The sequence below is a fragment of the Bradyrhizobium monzae genome, from assembly GCF_021458635.1.
Taxonomy (GTDB): domain Bacteria; phylum Pseudomonadota; class Alphaproteobacteria; order Rhizobiales; family Xanthobacteraceae; genus Bradyrhizobium.
Genome location: NZ_JAIRDQ010000001.1, coordinates 667676 through 687430 on the forward strand (window position 1 = coordinate 667676; position 19755 = coordinate 687430).

At 65.4% G+C, this 19755-nt stretch carries 16 protein-coding genes; 6 read left to right on the forward strand and 10 right to left on the reverse strand.

All coding sequences use genetic code 11. From position 1 onward, the window contains the following. Positions 1–5 precede the first annotated feature (5 nt). Positions 6–899, reverse strand: a complete 894-nt coding sequence (locus tag K3F49_RS03455) for a MipA/OmpV family protein (RefSeq protein WP_234679497.1) — start codon at positions 897–899, stop codon at positions 6–8. A gap of 350 nt (positions 900–1249) precedes the next feature. Here K3F49_RS03455 and K3F49_RS39145 point away from each other — a divergent pair, with 350 nt between their 5' ends. Continuing rightward, entirely contained in the window at positions 1250–1930 is a 681-nt protein-coding gene (locus K3F49_RS39145) for a response regulator transcription factor (RefSeq protein WP_234679498.1), read from the forward strand. Continuing rightward, positions 1927–3291: a sensor histidine kinase gene (locus tag K3F49_RS03465; protein ID WP_234679499.1), complete on the forward strand. Its 1365-nt coding sequence runs from the start codon at positions 1927–1929 to the stop codon at positions 3289–3291. Before K3F49_RS39145 ends, K3F49_RS03465 begins: the two co-directional genes overlap by 4 nt. Before the next feature lie 7 nt (positions 3292–3298). On the opposite strand, the gene K3F49_RS03470 is transcribed toward K3F49_RS03465, so the two are convergent. Beyond that, on the reverse strand, positions 3299–3655 hold the full coding sequence (locus K3F49_RS03470) for a hypothetical protein (RefSeq protein ID WP_234679500.1): 357 nt from the start codon (positions 3653–3655) through the stop codon (positions 3299–3301). A gap of 352 nt (positions 3656–4007) precedes the next feature. Here K3F49_RS03470 and K3F49_RS03475 point away from each other — a divergent pair, with 352 nt between their 5' ends. Then, positions 4008–5150, forward strand: coding sequence for a hypothetical protein (locus K3F49_RS03475; RefSeq protein WP_234679501.1), 1143 nt, complete (start codon positions 4008–4010; stop codon positions 5148–5150). Between the two features lie 30 nt (positions 5151–5180). Here the strand turns inward: K3F49_RS03475 and K3F49_RS03480 are convergent, their stop codons facing one another. Further along, positions 5181–5783, reverse strand: coding sequence for a DUF2147 domain-containing protein (locus tag K3F49_RS03480; protein WP_234679502.1), 603 nt, complete (start codon positions 5781–5783; stop codon positions 5181–5183). Positions 5784–5891: 108 nt separating this feature from the next. Further along, positions 5892–6920 (reverse strand): NAD(P)/FAD-dependent oxidoreductase, encoded by a 1029-nt coding sequence (locus K3F49_RS03485; protein ID WP_234679503.1) that lies wholly within the window; start codon positions 6918–6920, stop codon positions 5892–5894. A 182-nt stretch (positions 6921–7102) separates the two neighbouring features. On the opposite strand from K3F49_RS03485, the gene K3F49_RS03490 reads away from it, so the two are divergent. Beyond that, complete coding sequence (locus K3F49_RS03490) at positions 7103–7570, forward strand: acyl-CoA thioesterase (protein WP_234679504.1); 468 nt, start codon at positions 7103–7105, stop codon at positions 7568–7570. Between the two features lie 11 nt (positions 7571–7581). On the opposite strand, the gene K3F49_RS03495 is transcribed toward K3F49_RS03490, so the two are convergent. Both K3F49_RS03495 and K3F49_RS03500 read right to left on the reverse strand, forming a co-directional pair. Continuing rightward, on the reverse strand, positions 7582–7902 hold the full coding sequence (locus tag K3F49_RS03495) for a 2Fe-2S iron-sulfur cluster-binding protein (protein WP_148775221.1): 321 nt from the start codon (positions 7900–7902) through the stop codon (positions 7582–7584). A gap of 164 nt (positions 7903–8066) precedes the next feature. Beyond that, complete coding sequence (locus K3F49_RS03500; RefSeq protein ID WP_234679505.1) at positions 8067–8411, reverse strand: Hpt domain-containing protein; 345 nt, start codon at positions 8409–8411, stop codon at positions 8067–8069. A 421-nt stretch (positions 8412–8832) separates the two neighbouring features. On the opposite strand from K3F49_RS03500, the gene K3F49_RS03505 reads away from it, so the two are divergent. Further along, on the forward strand, positions 8833–14469 hold the full coding sequence (locus K3F49_RS03505; protein WP_234679506.1) for an apolipoprotein A1/A4/E family protein: 5637 nt from the start codon (positions 8833–8835) through the stop codon (positions 14467–14469). A 114-nt stretch (positions 14470–14583) separates the two neighbouring features. On the opposite strand, the gene K3F49_RS03510 is transcribed toward K3F49_RS03505, so the two are convergent. The 3 genes from K3F49_RS03510 to K3F49_RS03520 are packed head-to-tail and all read right to left on the reverse strand — an operon-like array spanning position 14584 to position 17397. Then, positions 14584–15462: an MlaD family protein gene (locus K3F49_RS03510; RefSeq protein ID WP_234679507.1), complete on the reverse strand. Its 879-nt coding sequence runs from the start codon at positions 15460–15462 to the stop codon at positions 14584–14586. A 16-nt stretch (positions 15463–15478) separates the two neighbouring features. After that, the gene (locus tag K3F49_RS03515; RefSeq protein ID WP_234679508.1) at positions 15479–16261 is read right to left on the reverse strand and encodes an ABC transporter ATP-binding protein; all 783 of its coding nucleotides are present in this window, start codon (positions 16259–16261) and stop codon (positions 15479–15481) included. A 2-nt stretch (positions 16262–16263) separates the two neighbouring features. Next, positions 16264–17397, reverse strand: coding sequence for an MlaE family ABC transporter permease (locus K3F49_RS03520; RefSeq protein ID WP_234679509.1), 1134 nt, complete (start codon positions 17395–17397; stop codon positions 16264–16266). A 134-nt stretch (positions 17398–17531) separates the two neighbouring features. On the opposite strand from K3F49_RS03520, the gene dgcA reads away from it, so the two are divergent. Further along, positions 17532–18527 carry an N-acetyl-D-Glu racemase DgcA gene (gene dgcA, locus K3F49_RS03525; protein WP_234679510.1) on the forward strand — a complete coding sequence of 332 codons (996 nt, stop codon included), beginning with the start codon at positions 17532–17534 and terminating at the stop codon, positions 18525–18527. On the opposite strand, the gene K3F49_RS03530 is transcribed toward dgcA, so the two are convergent. Continuing rightward, on the reverse strand, positions 18497–19693 hold the full coding sequence (locus K3F49_RS03530) for an MFS transporter (protein ID WP_234679511.1): 1197 nt from the start codon (positions 19691–19693) through the stop codon (positions 18497–18499). The genes dgcA and K3F49_RS03530 overlap by 31 nt on opposite strands. Positions 19694–19755: the final 62 nt, after the last annotated feature.

The window sequence follows — 19755 nt, forward strand, 5'->3', positions numbered from 1 at the left end:
GCGACCTATCGGATCCTGAAGTCGAACGAATAGGACGCGCCGAGGCCGATCGTCGTCTGGTTCGACGAGCCCCGCAACTTGATCAGCGGGCTGTCGGCGGCATCGCCGAGCAGCTTCTGGTACTCGACATAGGCATGGACCTCCCATTGCGGATTGACGCGATAGGAGATCTGGCTGCCGAAGCCGACCGAATGCGCGCCGCCCCTGGCATCGTACATCGGTAAGCCCGACGCCAGCGCCTGCGCGGCGTCGACGCCGAAATATGGTTCTGTCGCTTTGGTGCTTTTCCAGGTGAAGCGCGGGCCGGCCGAGATCGTGAGCCTTTGGATCAGCGGCACGATGACGTCGGCGGAGACATCGGCGACCGTCCCGGTATAACCGCCCACGCCCTGGCGTAATTCGCTGCGCAGGCGCAGCCAGTCGACCGGAAAATATTCAACGAAACCGCCGAGTTCGTATGCGGCCTTGACGTCGCCAAGACCGGTCAACTCGACATATTTGTCGCTCTTGCGCGAGGCGACGTATTTGAACGCAGGCCCGGCGCGAAAATTACCGACGTCGAGCACCGCAATGCTGGCGCTGTCGCGGGGCCCGCGAAACTGGTCGATCGATCCGGCGCGGCGGATGGTGAAGATCGGGATCGGGACGAACTTGCCGTTCTTCGAACCGACGAAATCCGGCGTGTACTCTCCGCCGATACCGACCATGACGGTCCAGTTGCCGGAGGGCGAAGGCAGCATCGGCACGTCGAACGGCGGGGCCGGCAGCGTAAACGCGGTCTGCGCCGATGCCGGCTGAGAGATCGCCATGACCGCGCCGAGTGCGGCAAGGAATGCGATCAGCAAGGTCTGCTGCGCGCTCGCCGCGGGATCGAGGGCGGCTTCGTCAAAATGCTTCATTACAGGGCCCCGGACCGGCCTTGCTGGCCTGGTCGACTCGTGTTGGTTAGGAGCCCAGCATGTGGTCCGGCAAAATTGCCCCAAGATTGCAAGACGAAAATCGCTGCTCAATCCATTCCCGGGTGGGGTGCGCCAGATGCCCCGCCGGATCAACATTGCCCGAACATTGCCGCGCCGTGGGCACGCCCCCGAACTTTGGCTGCCGAGGCCGCTCAGCGCTCTCGTTCCTGCCTTTTATTCGCCAAGCTCGCTGCCTTAATGGGAACCCTGCGCCGGAGCCGACTTCGGCCAGGGAGCGTCACGCTCAGGGTTTTGTTTTTGTTGCCCCAGCAGAGTCAAGGACGTCCCGCGTGCGCTCCCTCGTGATCGAAGACGAACCGCAGATCGGCGCCTATGTCAGCCGCCTGCTCGGGCAGTTGCACGGCATCGTCGACCTCGTCGGCTCGATTGCCGATGCCCGTCAGGCGCTGGACAATTTCAAATATGATCTCGCGATCGTCGACCGGATGCTGCCCGACGGCGATGCGCTCCAGGTGGTCACGGCGCTGAGCCAATCGCAGGAGCGCCCCGCGATCATCATGCTGACGTCCAAGGATGCCAAGGAGGACGTGGTCGATGGCCTCAATGCCGGCGCCGACGATTATCTCGGCAAGCCGTTCGAGCCGCAGGAGCTGATTGCGCGGGTGCGCGCCGTGTTGCGGCGGCCCCGGCTGCTCGCACCCGCGGTGCTGTCGCTCGGCAATGTCGAGCTGCATCTCGGCAGCAACGAGGCCGTGGTCGCCGACACCAAGATCCTGCTGCGGCGGCGCGAGGCGCTGATCCTCGCGGCACTGTTGATGCGGCGTGACCGCGTCATCACCCGCGCCGCCCTGATCGAGGAAATCTACGGCTTCGACGACGAGATCGAGTCCAACACGTTGGAAGCACAGGTCTCGCGCCTGAGAAAGAAGCTGACCGCACTCGGCGGCGACGTCGAGATCCGCAGCATGCGAGGCATCGGCTACATCCTGCGGCTGGCAACGTCACGATGACCTCGATCGCCCGGACCTTTGCGCTGTCGCTCGGCATCGCCGCGACCACGATCTTCCTGATCATGCTCGGCCTCTTCATCTGGCGCTATCCGGTGGAGGAGCGCGAATTCAGGGCTTGCCGGGTCGTGGTAGCCGTTCTTGGTCGCGCCACCGTGGTCGAAGGCCAAAACCTGACGGTTCGCCCGACCCCCGCCCTCGAGGAGCTCAAGGCGGACAGCCCGAACCTCTGGTACGTCGTGTCCGCAGGCGACATGGTCAGCGAGTACGGCAGCGAACGCCGGCCGGCCCTCCCTTTCGCGTTTCCCTATCACGGACCCGTCGGCTCATCGGTCTTCAGCACGCTCGACCAGAAGAGCACCTTCTGCCTCGCCGTCATGCAAAGGGGTTCGTTGCAGCTCGCGATGATGGTCGGCGAGCCCCAAGTCCGTTTCGGCCGGATGGCAAGAAACTTTCTCATCCGCAGTGTCTTTTCGATTACGCTGTTGGCGTTGGCCTTTGCCGCGACCGTTGCCGTCGGCGCGGCGCTGGCCGCACGTTTCGTCTCACGGGGTATCGAACGGGTGGCGCTTCGCGCGCTTGCGATCGACCCATCGGCCCCACAGGGCCTGATCTCCCTGTCCGAAGTTCCTCGGGAGCTGAAGCCATTGGTAGAGGCGCTGAACCGCGCCTTCGGCGAGATCGACGCCTATATCAAGATGCAGCGCCGCTTCCTCGGCAATGCCGCCCATCAGCTCCGCACGCCGCTGACTCTGCTGCGCGCGAAGATCGAGGATGTGCCCGAGCCGGCACTGAAGGTCGAGCTGGTGCGCGACGTCCGCCGCCTCACCTCGCTGGTTTCCGCCATGCTCGACCTCGCGCGGCTGCAAAACCACGCGATCGAGAAGCGGCCGATCGATCTTGCCCAGATAACGCTGGACGTGCTGGCCGATTTCGGCCCCTCGGCGCTCGACGGCGGCATCGAGCTTGCACTGGAGCGCGAAGGGGAAGGTCCGCTCCTGGTGCAAGGCGTGGACGCCGCCGTTCGCAGCGCGCTCGCCAATCTCGTCGGCAACGCACTCGTCCACGCCCATGGCGCGCGGCGCATCGTCGCCACGCTCGGTCGCGGCAGCGTCTCGATCGACGACGACGGCGCGGGCTTGCCCGACAGCGCGGAGCAGAAGCTGCTCGAGCCGTTCCAGACCGGCAACAGCGCGGGCGACGGCGCGGGTCTGGGCCTCTCGATCGTGCGCGAGATCATGGCCGCCCACGGCGGCGAGCTGGTCATTTCCTCGGCGCCCGGCCGCGGCACGACGATGAGCCTGCGCTTTTCCGAGGCCGGCGCGGCGGTCAGACTTGCGCAGCTCGATCTGCAAACAGGTTGACGAGCCGCTACGTCATGCTGCCCGGCATGAAGCACCGCACCCGCGGGTGGCCGTCGATATAGTGCTTCCACACCATGGTGCGGCCGATCTTGTTCGGCTCGTTGATCACCGCGCCGTCGGGCACGACGACCCATTCGTCGTCGAGATGCACGCGGTAGTGTCCCTTGTCGGACTCCCAGTCGACATCGGCGACGACATAGCCGTCGGCATCCGAGCAGCACTGTCCGTATTCGCTGCGCAGACTCTCGAACCAGGGTTTGAGTGGCGAGTTGGCATAGCGTCCGTCGTCGCGGGCCATCACCGATGTCGCCAGCGGCAGCATCAGTCCCGCCAGCGTCGCTGCACGCAGTCTTGCAAGTCTCATAGCGTCATCTCACGGGTCGAAGTCAGCACCGCGAGGAACAGGCGACATCGCTCACGCCCTTGATCAGGCGTGGCAGCGGCGACTCATTCCTCCGGCAGATTTGCCGACAGCTATGCAAATCCAGCGCCAGCGCGCATTCCGGGGAACTACTGGCGCGGCAGCCTTGCTCGATCTGCCTTGACGTCTTGCATGTGTGATGTGCCGACGGTCCGCCGCCCCTCGCTTCGGAGGCTTTCCTTGTCGTGTCAGGACGTGTACGAAGCTCGCGCGGATGCGACCGCTATCCGCTTAACCGACTGTTTCGAATGGAAGAATTGGGTATCGGCGTGACAGGCTTTGGACCGTCAGCGCTATGAGTGACTCCAGGGACCTGCTTCCCGGTCAAGAGGACCCGACCGAGTTGCCCGCAAACCAGGTGCAGTTTGCGCTGGTGATTTCACGCATGCTCGAGACGGTGAAAGACGATGCCGAGGCCCGGCGGCAGATGGTCTACGATCTCGCCCGTTACAAGCTCCAGGAACAGTTCACCTACGCCGACGCGAAAAACATCGACAAGATGAAGCAGGCCCTTGAGGTCGCGATCGACGAGGTCGAGAAGTTTTCGCGCGAACAGGCACCGCTGGAGCGCTTGCCGTCGCAACAACTCACCCCATCCAAGGTGACCGAAGCAGGCACTCTTCTGGTGTCCAGCGATACAACGGTTTTGCCTTCGGGGATCAAGTCCCGCAGCAAGCTGCCAGCGGTCTCTGGTCCGCTCTGGCCGGTGATCAAGCGTACGGCGGCCATCCTGCTTGTCGTTGGCGCAACCATCGTGATCGTCTCGCAGCGAGACAGGATCGCCGGGCTGCGCCGACTGATATCGTCACAGGCCCCGGAGATCGCGCAGGTCGCGCCCAAGCCGGAGACGACGATCGCGGTCGCCAAGCCGGAAATGGTCCCCTCTGCTCCGCCTCCACCGGCGCGCGTGCTTCCAAGCGATTACGGCATCTATGCCTTGATCGACGACAAGTCGCTGGCTGAGCTGAACGCGGCCAGTGTGATGGCGCCGGACATGCGCATTGCGATTTCACCGGAGTTCAAGAAACCCGATCGGCCGCATCTGCCGAATGGCCACGTCAAGTTCATCGTGTTCCGTCGGGACATTGCTAACGTGATCCCCGAGCGCGTCGAGGTCCGTATTGTCGCGAAGGTCAAAGAGTTCTCGACCGATGCTGCAGGCAAGACGGCGAGTGGCGGAGACGACGTCGGCGTGATCCGCAACTTCTCCTATCCGTTCCGGATCTCGCCGATTCCGGGGAAAGCCGAAATGTACGAGCTTCACGCCAGCGATGCCGAGCTCGAGCTTCCGCCGGGACAGTACGTCCTGAGCCTCGGATCGCAGGCCTATTATTTTCAGGTCGACGGCGAGATCACCGATCCCCGACAGTGCCTCGAGCGCGTCGTTGCCGGCAACGGCACGTTCTACGCGCCTTGCAAGAAGGCGCGTACGTATTGACGTCGGTCGCCCGGGCGGCGTGAAAGCAGCCTACTTCTTCGCTGCCGGCGCCATCATCATCGCGCCGCCTTTCTTGGCCGCGGGCGCTGCCTTCGGCGCGGTCGCGGCGGCTTGTGCGGGGAGATATTTGGCGATGATCGCGGGATCGACCTCGGCCATGTTGGCATCCGGCAGGCGCTGCCAGGTCTCGTCCTTGCCGAACAGGGAAATGCCGAGGAACCCGCGCATGGTCAGGACCTGACCATCCGGGCTCACCGTCATCTTGGCCTTCCAGATGTTGCCGTCGCGCGGATTGACGACGTTGCCGCCCTCATACTTCAACCCGTCGCGCTTCATGTCGCGGATAAAGGAGAGCCCGAGCACCGGCTGGTTCTTGCGATCGTCCGTGCATTTCGTGCAGGCCTCGTTTGGGTCGTCACCAGCGCGCGGGAAAGTCTTGGCGATGACGCCTTCGAAGATGCCGTTGTGGTCGATGAAGAGGAACCAGCCCACCGTCTTGCCGTCCTCGACCTTCTGCCAGAGGCCCGCAGCGGTTGGCTGCTGCGCTTGCGCCGCAGCCGGGCTCACCGCATTGAGCGACAGCGCGAGCGCGAGGAACGGGAGCAGCCGAAAGCTGGACAAGAGTTTCCGCATCATGATCACCTTGCTAAGCCGCCACTGCAATGGCCGCAGACTACGGCGATTTCGCGAACGATTCCAGCACCAGAAACATGGGGCATCGCCCGTCCGCTTCCGTCGCGATCAGTTGACACCGAGCTTCTTTTGCAGGCTGGAGGACGAGGTCGTGTACTGGAACACGAGCCGCTTCTCCGGATAGACGTAGCGGTGGGCTTTTTGCGACATCAGTGCGCCCTCGTGGAAGCCGCACAGGATCAGCTTGATCTTGCCGGGATAGGTGTTGATGTCGCCGATGGCGAAGATGCCTGATACGTTGGTCTCGAACGCTGAGGTCTCGACCGGCACCAGATTGTTCTCCAGCGCAATGCCCCAGTTCGCGACCGGACCGAGCTTCATGGTCAGACCGAAGAACGGCAGCATGGTGTCGCAGGCAACATCGCTGACATTGTTGTCGTTGCCCTTGACGGTGGCGCCGGTCAGTTGGCCATCGGCGCCTGAGAGCGCGGTGACCTGGCCGAGCCGCAGATCCATCTTGCCGTCGGCCACCAGCGCGCGCATCTGCTCGACGCTGTGGGGCGCGGCACGAAAATCGTCGCGCCGGTGCAGCAACGTGATGCGCTTGGCCAACGGATGCAGATTGAGCGTCCAGTCGAGCGCGGAATCGCCGCCGCCGACGATCAGAACGTTCTTGTCACGGAACGTCTCCATCTTGCGCACGGCGTAGTGTACCGAGGTGCCTTCATAGGCCTCAATGCCCGGCACCGGCGGGCGCTTCGGCTGGAACGAGCCGCCGCCGGCCGCAATCACCAGCACCTTGCATTCGAACACCTTGCCGGCATCGGTGGTGCAGCGGAACGCAGGATCGCCGATCTTCTCCACGGTCTCGATCATCTCGCCGAGGTGGAAGGTCGGGTGGAACGGTTTGATCTGCTCCATCAGCGCGTCGGTGAGTCCCTGCCCCGACACGTGCGGAATGCCGGGAATGTCGTAGATCGGCTTTTCCGGATAGAGCTCGGCGCACTGGCCGCCGACCTTGTCGAGGATGTCGACGAAATGCGCCTTCATGTCGAGAAGGCCAAGCTCGAAGGCGGCGAACAGACCGCAGGGGCCCGCGCCAATAATCAGCACATCGGTTTTGATCACGTCGCTCATGTCGTCTCTTTATCGATCGTTATCGGTTGGACGGCGCCCGGAGGGCAGAGGTGACCCTGCCTGTCTAGCCAACGGGGATGGATCAGGGAAGGCATAAAAGCGGGAGCGCCCCGCAGCCGCGCCCACTTGCCGGGTCAAAATAACTGGGCTGTAACGAGGTTGGATATGACGGAGATCAATCGGTGAACGCACCAAGCCGCCTCGATACGACGCCGCGCCTGGAGGACTTCCCTTTTCGCCTCGGCGACAACGTCCGCTTCGGCGATCTCGACCCGAACCAGCACGTCAACAACGCGGTCTACGCCACCTATTTCGAGACCGGCCGCGTCACGCTGATGAAGAGCCCGGAATACGGGCTGACACCGCCGGGGCTCGCCTGGATCATGGTGCGGCTCGACATCCATTTCCGCGCCGAGCTGCACTGGCCGAACACGATCGAGCTCGGCCTCGGCGTGGTGAAGCTCGGGCGAACGTCAGTGACCTTCGAGCAGGTCGTGTTTTCGAACGGGAGGTGCATCGCGTCGGCGACGTCCGTGGGCGTCATGCTCGACGAGGCGACGCGCCGGCCAGCACCACTGACCGCAGAGGTGATCGAGAAATTCAGACCCTGGCACAAGCGCGGCATCGAGGTCGCGCCGCCGAGCACCTAGGCGAGAAGTGTTTAGGCCTGACGTTCCGGCGTCGACACCACGAGCCCGTCGAGCTCGTCGGCGACCTTGATCTGGCAGGACAGGCGCGAGTTCGGGCGCACGTCGAAGCCGAAGTCGAGCATGTCCTCTTCCATCGGCGTCGGGCTGCCGACCTTCTCGCGCCAGGCTTCATCGACATAGACATGGCAGGTCGCGCAGGCGCAGGCGCCGCCGCACTCGGCTTCGATGCCGGGAATGCTGTTGCGGATGGCGGCTTCCATCACGGTCGCGCCGTTCTCGACGTCCACCGTGCGGGTTTCGCCCTTGTGATCGACAAAGTGAATTTTGGCCATGTGTGCTCGTGCTGTCGCGATCTGGGGAAAAGGAGGGTCCGGGCTGTCCTATAACGGGTCGATCCGGACCGCGCCATAGCGTTTTCAAGCGAAATGGATACCGGTTCGCGGGAAGAAAACGCGTCAAAACAATGCGCAAGCCCCGACTTCCGCGGTGCGCCGGCCTAGTGCTTGAGGATCGCCGCAATGGCCACGCGAACCTCGGCGACCGCCTCTTTCAGCGCGGCGAAGGCGTGGGGCTGGTTGTGGCCAATCCGGATCGCGGTTTCCAGGCTGGCGGCGGCATCCGCGACCGCAAACGCGCCGATCCCGCGCGCCGAGCCTTTAAGTTTGTGCGCGAGCGCAGCGGTCTCGGCCGGCAGCGCCGTCATCGCCGCGATCAGCCGAACCGCCTGCTCGGCGAACATCGCAAGCACTTCCTGCTCCAGCTCGGAATCGCCGAGCGTCATGCGCGAGAGGTGGTCGAGGTCGAGTGGGTGGTCGATGGGCGCAAGCGGGGGCGAGGGCATCCAGTCCATCCGTTGCAGTTCAGGCATCATGGCGCTGGCCCCGGCATCGCGCGACGGTCCGCCGGTCCGGCGGTTCGCCCCACCGAAGCATGGAAATGGTTAACGAAGTGTTTGGGTCGTTTTACGTAAATCCGCCCGTTTATTGACGAAAAGTTGCCGCAATTGGCCGGGTTCGGCGGAGAAATTCATGTAGAGCTAAGGCGTTACGGCGTGTTCCTGTTAACGATGATTAAGATTGTCTTAATCGCAGCCATTTCATTCGCGACGCTCTGCCAATAGGATGTTTCGGAAATTGGCGGACAAGCCGTCCGGGTGGGGACGGCTCGGAGATCCGCGCAAGCGGCATGATCCGGTCTGTGGGCTTGCGTAGCGCGCAGGGCTCGCGGGGGGACGCGTACAAGTAACGAGGGCTCGACTGAACATGGCCAACACTCCCAAAAAGGTCAAAGATCCCACAGAAGTTGCGCTTTCTGCGATCCAGGAAGCCCTCAACATCAGCGACACGGCTGCCGATACCAGCCGCAACGCATCGATGCGCAACGAAACGGCGCCCCAAGTGGCGCCTCCCGTGTTCGACGAGCCGACATTCGAGCCGCGCCCTGCCGCCAACGAGCGCGCCGTGTTCGATCCGATCGAGGAACCGCGCACCTCGCGCCGCGCCGCCAATGACGATCGCGAGACCATCGGCCAGCTGCTCCAGTCGCTGCAGACGGGCCGCCCTGCCCGCAATATCTACACTGGTGCGACCATCTTCACCGTGGTCTGGCTCGCCGCCTGCGCCGCATTGACGGTCGGCTTCCTGCCCTCGATCCGGGCCGCCATGGGCGAGAGCGGCGGCGTGCTGGCGATCGCCGGCCTAGCCACGATGTTCTTCGCGCCGATCATGCTGTTCTACTTCCTCGCGAGCCTGGTCTGGCGCGGTCAGCAGATGAGCCAGGTCGCGCAGGCGATGGCGCAGGTCGCGATCCGCTTCTCCGAGCCGGAAGGCTCAGCGTCCGATTCCATGGTCACCGTCGGCCAGGCCATCCGCCGCGAGGTCGCGGCGATGGGCGACGGCATCGAGCGCGCCATCGCGCGCGCCGGCGAACTCGAGACGCTGGTCGCCAACGAGGTCGCAGCACTCGAGCGCGCCTATTCCGACAACGAAGTGCGCATCCGCGCCCTGCTCCAGGACATCGCGCATCAGCGCGACAATTTGGTCGGCCAGGCCGAGCAGGTGCGCAGCGCCATTTCCGGCGTGCAGATCGACCTCCGCCACGACATCGCGCTGATCTCGGACGCGATCGCCTCGCGCGTCGACGAGGTCGCGAAATCCATCACCGGCGCGCTGGAAGAGCGCGGCGCCCACATCACCGGCGCGCTGAGCCACGCCGGCGACAACATGATCCTGGCGCTCGGCGAGCGCGGCGGCGACCTGCTCGACCGCCTCGAGGAAGCCAGCGCCGAGACCACCCGCGCGGTGCTCGACGCCAGCGAGCGGCTCACCACCAGCCTCAACTTCAAGACCGGCCACGTCCACGACGAGTTCGTCGACCTCGCCGACCGCGTCCACGAGATGCTGAATGAGCGCATCGACCGCATCACCGGCGAGTTCGAGCAACGCTCTTCGGCGATCGTCGACGGCATCTCCGACCGCACCGAGCAGGTGCATGACAGCCTGAAGAACTCGTCGGACTCGCTGTTGCTCGAGCTCGAGCTGCGCTCCAACGACCTCTCCGCCAAGATCGACGACGCCGGCAACCGCCTCGCCGGCCAGATCATGACCTCCGGCGACAAGGCGAGCGAAGCGCTCGACGCTACGGTCAACACCCTCGTCGCCAAGGTCGTCAGCCAGACCGAGACCGCGCACGACTCGCTGTCGCTGCAGATGAGCGCGTTCGACGAGCTGGTGAAGAACCAGGGTTCCGAGCTGGTCGAGAAGTTCGCCCGCGATTCCGGCACCCTGGGTGCCCTGATCACGCGCCACATCTCCGAGTTCGACCGCACCGTGAAGACCTTCGGCGGCGAGATCGTCGAGCGCATGGGCCAGCGCACCCACGACATCCATGAGTCGCTGAAGACCTATGTCGACAATTTCGACACCCGCTTCACCTCCAACGGCGGCGCGATCACGGCCGTGCTCGACCAGCGGCTGGTGCAGTTCGAGACCACGATCGGCGAACGCGTCACCAACTTCGACGCCTCGCTGAACGGCAAGATCGCGAACCTCGACGACACGATCGAAGGCCACATCAAGACCTTCGACGAGCGGCTCGTCGGCCGCGTCGCCGCGCTGGAAGAGTCGTTCGACACCCGCGCCAAGTCGGTCACCGAAACCATCGACGGGCGTCTCAATACGCTCGCGATGTCGCTGACCGATGGTGCCGCTCAGGCGATCCAGTCGGTCGACACGCGCCTGACGCACCTCACGACGACGCTGACCGACGGCGCCTCGCAGACGATCCAGGCGATCGATACGCGGCTGACGCATCTCACGACGACGTTCAACAGCGGCGCATCGCAAGCGCTGGAGTCCGTCGACAGCCGCTTCACCTATCTGACGACCGCTTTGACCAACGGCGCCTCGCAGGCCGTTCAGTCGATCGACACCCGCCTCACCCTGCTGACATCGACGCTCACGGACGGCACGGCTCAGGCGATCGAGGCGGTCGACCGCCGCATCACCGGCGTCGCCGACCTCATCGACGGCCGCAGCACGCACCTGACCGACACGGTCACGGCGCGCTTCCAGGACATCCACCAGGCGATCGAGACCAAGGTCGGTTCGGTTGCCAACGACATCGACGTGCGCGTGGCGCAGTTCGAAGACCTGCTCGGCTCGCGTGTCGAGGCCGTCGCCGGCCGCATCGAAAGCAGCGGCCGCCAGGCCAGCGAGGACATGATGTCCCGCGCCGAGATGATCTCGACCGCGATCCGCTCGCATGTCGAGGACGCCGAGCGCTCGCTCACCAACCTCGTCGTCAACACCAGCGAGACGATCCAGACCGGTGCGCGCACTGCGCAGCAGTCGCTGATGACGGTCTCCTCCGACGTCAACGCCCAGCTCAAGATGACCTCCGCCGAGGTCGAGCGCGCACTGACCGCTGTCGGCACCGGTGCTGCCAACTCCATCCTGACCAGCGCCCGCGAGGCGCAGTCCTCCCTGGTCGCGGCCTCGGGCGACGCCTCCAACCAGATCAAGGGGCTCGCAGCCGACGTCGAACGCACGCTGTCCGCAGCCGGTTCGGCCACGGCGGCCTCGATCCTGGCCGGCGCCCGCGAGGTCCAGACCACGCTCGTCACCGCCTCGTCGGACGCGGCCAACCACGTCAAGACGCTCACCGCCGACGTGCAGCGCTCGCTGTCGCTCGCCGGCACCAGCACGGCGGAATCGATCACCGCCGGCGCCCGCGATGCGCAGGGCACGCTGATCGCGGCCTCGACCGAGACCGCCAACCAGATCAAGGCGCTGTCCTCCGACGTCCAGCGCTCGCTCTCGATGGCGGGCACCTCGACGGCCGAGACCATCATGACCGGCGCGCGCGAGGCCCAGAGCACGCTGGTCAACGCGTCCTCGGATGCGGCGAGCCAGGTCAAGTCGCTCGCGTCCGAAGTGCATCGCTCGCTTTCGCAGGTCGGCCAGTCCACCGCCGAGACGATCACGGCGAGCGCCCGCGACGCCCAGAGCACCCTGCTCGCGGTTTCTGCCGAGCAGACCGGCCAGGTCCGCTCGCTCGCAGCCGAGATGCAGCGCGCGCTGGCGACCGCCGGCGGCGCCACCATCGAGGCGCTCACCAGCGGCGTGCGCGAGGCCCAGGGCACGCTGATATCAGCCTCGACCGATGCGGCCAGCCAGATCAAGTCGCTGACGACCGACATCGAGCGCACGCTGACCGCTGTCGGCGCCGACACCGCCTCGACCATCCTCAACAGCGCACGCGAGGCGCAGACCTCGCTGACCTCGACCTCGGCGGACGCCGCGAGCCAGATCCGCACGATCTCGACCGAGATCGAGCGCGCGCTGAGCACGGCGACCGCGAACGCGACCAACGACATCCAGACCAGCGCGCTCAACGCCCAGAATGCGCTGATCAACGCCTCCAACGAGGCGAGCTCGCGGGTCAAGTCGAGCTCGGCCGACGTCGAGCGCTCGGTGCTCTCCGCCTCGAGCAGCTTCGGCCAGGCCATGACCGGCAAGACCGACGAGATCGTCACCTATGTGCAGCAGCAGGCCGACCGCCTGTCGAACATGATCGATGCCAAGCGCGGCTCGCTCGTGGACGCAATCGGCTCGAAGGCCAGCCAGCTCACGCTCGACATCGACCGCGTCACCTCCGACGCGCTGAAGTCGATCGAGACCCGCGGCACGGCCTTCTCGCAGACCATGATGGGCAACGGCAACGATGTCGCCCGCACCATCAACGCGGCGAGCGAAGTCGCGACCAGCGCGGTCGGCAAGTCACTCAAGGACCTCGAGACCGCCTCGCGCGCGGCGATCGACCAGTCGCGCCAGGTCTCGATCGCGGCCGTCACCGAGATGCAGGAGACCAGCAAGATCCTGCGCACCGACACGGTCGCCCTGTTCGAGCGTCTGCGTGAAGGCAACATCCTCCTCCAGGAGGTGCTGACCGGTGCGCACGACAACCTGAACTCGCTCGAGCGGGCGCTGGTGACGCGCGTCGCCGACTTCGTCTCGGCGATGAACGACGTCACCTCGCGCAACGGCACTGCGACGCAAAACCTGGAAGACCAGCTCAACGTCTTCAACACGAAGACCACGCGGGCGCTGCAGGATCTCGGCGAGCTGTCGACGCAGTTCGACGCACATGGCAAGGCGCTGGTCGATGCCGCGCAGGTCGTCGAACAGAGCAACAAGAACACCACCGCCTCGCTCGCCGAGCGCAAGCAGGCGCTGGAATCGCTCGTCACTACCATCGACCTGCGTACCGCCGATCTCGACCAGCGCCTGTCGCGCTTCACCGGGCTGCTCGATGAGTCGCTCGCTGCAGCCGAAGAGCGTGCCCGCGACATCGCTCGCGTGGTCGCGGAGACTGCCGGCGCAGGCTCGGCCGCGATCACCCGCCAGTTCGAGGCGGTGCGCGCGGCGTCCGAGGAAGAGCATCGCCAGACCGTCGAGTCCATGCACGACATCTATCGCCAGACCACCGACGAGGCCGATGCGATGTTCAAGCAGTCGACCGAGAAGTTCGGCAACCTCGTCTCCAGCATGAAGCAGATGGCGTTCGAGATGCACAACGAGCTCGAAGCCACCCGCAACGAGCTGCGCCGTGGCGTGCTCGAGATGCCGCAAGAGGCCGCCGAGAGCACTGCACAGATGCGCAAGGTGATCGTCGACCAGATCGAAGCGCTCGCCGAGCTCAACCGCATCGTGGCCCAGCACGGCCGCGGCCTCGACGTCACCACGACGGGCCGTGCTTCTGTCGCCGCCCAGCGCCAGGAAGAGCCGATGATGGCGGCCGTCGGTGGTCGCAGCAGCGAAACGCGCATCCGCGAAAGCGCCAGCGCCTCGACCCTGCCGCCGCCGGATCTCGGCGTGCCCGCCTCGCGTCGCACCGAGGCACCGCCGGTTGCCCCCGGCGGCAACGACCAGGGTCGCGACGGCTGGCTCTCGGATCTGTTGAACCGCACGGACGCCAACCAGGCTGCTCCCACGGGACGTGAAGCTCCGCGTGGCCGCCAGGCTGCACCCGCTCCGCAGCCGCAGGCTCCGCAGAGCAACGGCAATCCGCTGGAATCGCTGTCGCTGGACATCGGCCGGCTGATGGACCGCAACCTCGCCACCGAGATGTGGGACCGCTACCAGCGCGGCGAGAACAAGGCCTTCACCAAGCGCCTGTACACGCCCGCCGGTCAGAAGGCCTTCGATGAGGTCGCCCGCAAGTATCGCGCCGACCGCAACTTCAAGGGCACGGTCGACCGCTATATCGGCGAGTTCGAACGCCTGCTCGACGAAGTCGCCCGCGACGGCCGCGGCCCGCAGGAGCTGCGCAGCCACCTGACCTCGGAGACGGGCCTGGTCTACACCCTGCTCGCTCACGCGGCCGGTCGGCTGGGGTAAGTTGAGGCCCGCGAATAGCGAATAAAAAAACGGAGCCCTCGCGGGCTCCGTTTTATTTTGGACCGATGCGGCGAGCAGAACCTATTCGCTATTCGCCACTCACCATTCGCCCGTTCACTGCCGCTTGCGCTCGCTGGCCGGTGCCGGCTTAGGCGCCTCGGCCGGCGGAGCAGCTGCCGGCGCGTTGTTGCTGGCGCCGAACAGCACGCGGGTCGGGTTGCGGTCAAAGTTGTTCACCGCGCGGCTGATGTCGCCGAGCGTGCGGCGGCCGTCGGTCATCAAGGCACCGGAGCGCTTGTCGAAATCCTCGGCGAGTTCGCGGATCGATTTCACCGTCAGGAACAGCTCGCCGCCGTCCTTGCCGCCGGCCAGCGTGTTGAGGCCGAGCATGAGGCTGTCGGCCTTGAGCATCACGCCGTCGACCTTGGCCATCACGCCGTCGATCTTCTCGGAGTTGCGGGCGAGCGAGTTGGTGAAGGTCTCGAGGTTCTTCAGCGAGTTCTTGACCGACTCCTGGTTGTCGGCGACGATCTTGTTGATGTTCTGCAGCGTGCCGCGGATCGCCTCGGTGACGTCCTGGAGCTTGTTCGGATCGGCCGTCAGCGTCGGGATGCCGTCTTCGTCGAGCGGCGGCGGTGGCGCTGCCTCCTCGCCGCCCTTGAGCGAGATCGCGGCCACACCTGTCAGGCCCTGGAATTCGAGGCCGACCAGGGTGTCCTTGCGGAGCGGCGTGTTGTTCTCGATCATGGCGAGTGCGACAACCCGCCGCGGGTTGTCGAGCTTCACCGAGACCACTTCACCCACCCGGATACCGTTGAAGTTGACGCTGCCGCCGTTGCGCAGGCCCGCGGCCGGGCCCTCGAACACGACGCGAAAGGGGCTGCGCTGCTTGGTGGTGTGCAGCGACTGGAACCACAGCACGAAGCCGATCGCAGCCGCGAGCACCGCCAGCGTGAAGGATCCGATCAGTACGTAGTTCGCCCGCGTTTCCATCAGCTGCTCCGGCTACTCAAGTCACGACCGCGCGGGCGCGCTTGCCATGGAAATACTGCCTCAGCCAGGGATGCTGCGAGGCCTGCATGTCGGCGATCGACCCTGCCGCAATGATCTTACCGTTTCCTAAAACGGCGATCCGATCACAGGCGGTGTAAAGGCTGTCGAGGTCGTGGGTTACCATGAAAACGGTCAGCCCCAAAGTCCGCTGCAGCGTCCTGACCAGATCGTCGAAGTCGCCGGCACCGATCGGATCGAGGCCGGAGGTCGGCTCGTCCAGGAAGACCAGATCGGGATCGAGCGACAGCGCGCGCGCCAGCGCGACGCGCTTGATCATGCCGCCGGATAGTTCCGAGGGGAAACGCTCGGCCACTTCCGGCTTGAGGCCGACCATGGCGAGCTTGGCCATGGTGATCTCGTCCATCAGCCGCTGCGAGACGCGCAAGTATTCGCGCATCGGAAACTGGATGTTCTGCCGCACCGTGAGCGAGGAGAACAGCGCGCCCTGCTGGAACAGCACGCCCCAGCGCCGCTCGACGTTGCGGCGCTGCGACGTGTTGGAGGAATCCAGGTCGACGCCGAACACCTCGATGGAGCCTGCGACCTTCGGCACGAGACCGATGATGGTCCGTGTCAGCACCGATTTGCCCGCGCCCGACGGGCCGACAAATCCCAAAATCTCGCCGCGCTTGACGTCGAGGTTGAGACCGTCGAGCACGCGCGTCGCGCCGAACTGCACGGTGATGTCGCGGACGCGGATGATAGGGTCTTGAATCGCGTTTTGGATATCTTGCGCCATCGTCACATTCCGATCGAGGCGAAGAAGATGGCGAACACGCCGTCCATCACGATGACGAAGAAGATGCCCTTCACCACCGACGCGGTCGTGTGCTGTCCGAGTGATTCCGCGCTCCCCTGCACCGCGAGCCCCTCGACGCAGGCGACGATGCCGATCACCGCGGCCATGACGGGCGCTTTCACGATGCCGACGATGAAATGATCGATCGAGATGGCGTCGCGCAGGCGCAGCAGAAACGCCTCGGGATCGACGCCGCCATAGAGCCAGGCGACGAGGCCGCCGCCATAGAGCGCGGCCATGGCGCCGAGGAAGGCGAGGATCGGCAGCGCCAGCACCAGCGCCAGCATGCGCGGCAGCACCAGCACCTCTATCGGGTCGAACCCCATGGTGCGGAGCGCGTCGATCTCCTCGCGCATCTTCATCGACCCGAGCTCGGCGGTGTAGGCGCTGCCCGAGCGGCCAGCGACCATGATCGCGACCAGCAGCACGCCGATCTCGCGCAGCACCAGCACGCCGAGCATGTCGACGACGAAGATGTCGGCGCCGAAGCGGCGGAAATGGAAGATGCCTTGCTGGGCGATGATGCAACCGATCAGGAAGGTGATCAGCACGATGATCGGCACCGCGCGCCAGCAGACCTGCTCCAGATGATGCACGGTCGAGGTCAGGCGGAGCGAGCGCGGATGGATCAGCACGCGCCCGCCCGCCGCGAGCACAGCGCCAAGCATGTCGATCAGGCCCGCAACCGTGCCGCCGAGGCCGGCGACAGTGCGGCCAATTTGCTCCAGCATGCCGGTGATGGTGATCGTGCTGCTGTCGATCACCGGGGTCGCGCGGACCCGGCGCACCTCGTCCACGAGGCTCGAATAATTGGCGGACAGTCCGGCGATCTGCGCCTCGACGGCGCCTTGAGTGAGGCTGCGGCGCAGCCGTTCGATTAGCCAGGCCCCAAACGTGTCGAGCTTGGCGACCTCGGAGACGTCGATGAAAATGCTTTGGGGACCGCCGGCGAGCTTCTCGGCGTCGGCCACCATCCGCTCCAGCACCGGCGCGAAGCTCGCGGTCCAGGTTCCGGTGGCGCAGAGGGCAAGCGCGTTGCCTTTGGCTATCCGCTCCAGCTTCGGATCGCCGTTCAAGATGTCCGCTCCCGTGCCGGGGCGGAGGAAATCAGATAGTTGCGCACGCGCCCTTACCCAGAAAAGGTATCCCCAACTGGTTAATGTTAGTTGCTAGAGGTAACCAGCAGGTTCAGATTTCGCCAGAGTTCAAAATGACTTCCAGCAAAGTTCCAGCCCTTGCCGCGCGAATCGAGCGGTTTCCCATCGCCGGCAGTTTCACGATCAGCCGGGGCGCCAAGACGGAAGCCGTGACCGTTGTGGCCGAGATGAGCCAAAACGGCCTGATCGGCCGCGGCGAATGCGTGCCCTATCCCCGCTATGGAGAGACCCCCGAGGCAACGCTGGCCGCGATCGAGGCCATGCAGGCGATCGTGGCGGGCGGGCTGACACGGCAAGCCCTGCAGGCCGCCATGCCGCCAGGAGCAGCCCGCAATGCGCTGGATTGCGCCCTGATCGACCTTGAGGCCAAGGCGGCGGGCCTGCGGGCCTGGAACCTGCTGGACCGCCCGATCCCGGGCGAGCGCACCACCGCCTACACAATCTCGCTGGGCACGCCTGAGGCCATGGCGGCGGCAACCGCGAAAGCGGCGCACCGGCCGCTGCTCAAGATCAAGCTCGGCGGCGACGGGGATCCGGAGCGGATCGCAGCCGTGCGCAAGGCGGCCCCGGAGTCCGAGCTGATCGTCGACGCCAACGAGGCCTGGACCGAGGCCAATCTGGAGGACAACCTCGCCGCCTGCGCCGCCGTCGGCGTCACCCTGGTCGAGCAGCCGCTGCCAGCCGGCAAGGACGAAGTGCTGGCGCGGGTCAAGCGGCCGCTCGCGGTCTGCGCCGACGAGAGCGTGCATGATCGCAACTCGCTGGCGCCCTTGCGCGCGCGCTACGACGCCGTGAACATCAAGCTCGACAAGACCGGTGGTCTCACCGAAGCGCTTGCGATGGCGGATGCCGCGCAGGCGCTCGGCTTCGAGATCATGATCGGCTGCATGGTCGCGACCTCGCTGTCGATGGCGCCTGCCATCCTGGTGAGCCCGCAGGCGCGCTTCGTCGATCTCGACGGCCCCTTGTTGCTGGCGCGCGATCGCGATCACGGACTGCGTTATGATGAGAGCCTGGTTTATCCGCCTGACGCTTCGCTCTGGGGCTGAGCCATGAGCCGATGCCGCGCCGACCAGATGACAATCGCGCCGGCCGCCGCCATCGCCGCCATGACGTAATAGAGGCTGTCGCCGATGCGGGCGTAGATCGCGCCTGAGGCGATCGAGGTCACCGCGCCCAACAATCCGCTGCACGCTGCGAGGTAGCCCTGCCCGCGCGCGATTTGATGCGACGGCACGCGCTGCACCAGCAGATTCATGGTGCCGACAACAGTCATCCCGAAGGAGAGGCCGTGACCGAGCTGCGCGATCGCGAGCAGCGCCAGCGACGGCTCCTGCGCCGTGACGATCCAGCGCAGCACCGCGCTGACGCCGCCTATCGCCATCAGCGACGACGGATGCAACGAGAAGCGCGGCGACAGTGCGAAGACGATGATCTCGGCGATCACACCCAGCGTCCACAGCCCCGCGATGGTCAGCCCGCTCAGACCCTGGATCTGCCAGTTGATGGCGGAGAATATGTAGTAGGCGGCGTGACTGCCCTGGATCAGCGCAGCCGAGGCGATCACGGCCCAGAAGCCGCCATCGCGCAACAAGGCCTTGCCGGCCGGCGTCTCCGTCGTCTTGCGCCTGGCATCGTCGAGCGGCTGAAGCAGCATGCTGGCAAGCACCGCAACCACCGCCCATGCGACGATGATCCAGATCAGGTTGCGCGCTGCGATGCTGTCCACGAGGTAGCCGCAGGCCAGCGAGCCGGCGGCGAAGGCCGCCGAGCCCCACAGCCGCAAGGGTCCGTAATCGAGCCCGTAACGCGCGACGCCGCGCAGTGCATAGGCGTCGGTGAGCGGCGTCGTCGGCGTCCACATCACGCAGGTGAGAGCGTAGATCAGGAACAGCGCCAGCGGCTGTTGCTGCAAGCCGAGGGCCGCAAGGCCGATCGCGGTGGCCAGCACCGAGATCATGATGCCGGCGCGAATCGCGTGTCGCTTTTCGGCAAAGGCGGTGATCTGCGGCAGCGTGGTGAAGCGCATGAGCGACGGCAGCGCGTTGATGATCCCGATCCAGGCCGCATCGACGCCGACCGCCTTGAGCCAGACCGGGAAGAACGGCAGATGCGTGCCCGACACCGCGAACACGGCCGAGTAAAACAGCGCGAGACGCACGGCGAATCGCCGCTTGACTGATGTCGCGATGGGGATTTGTGATTCGCCTGCCATCAAACCAATTGCGATTCGGTCGATATCGTGGTGATCGTTACAGTAACGCGCGGTGATTTGCG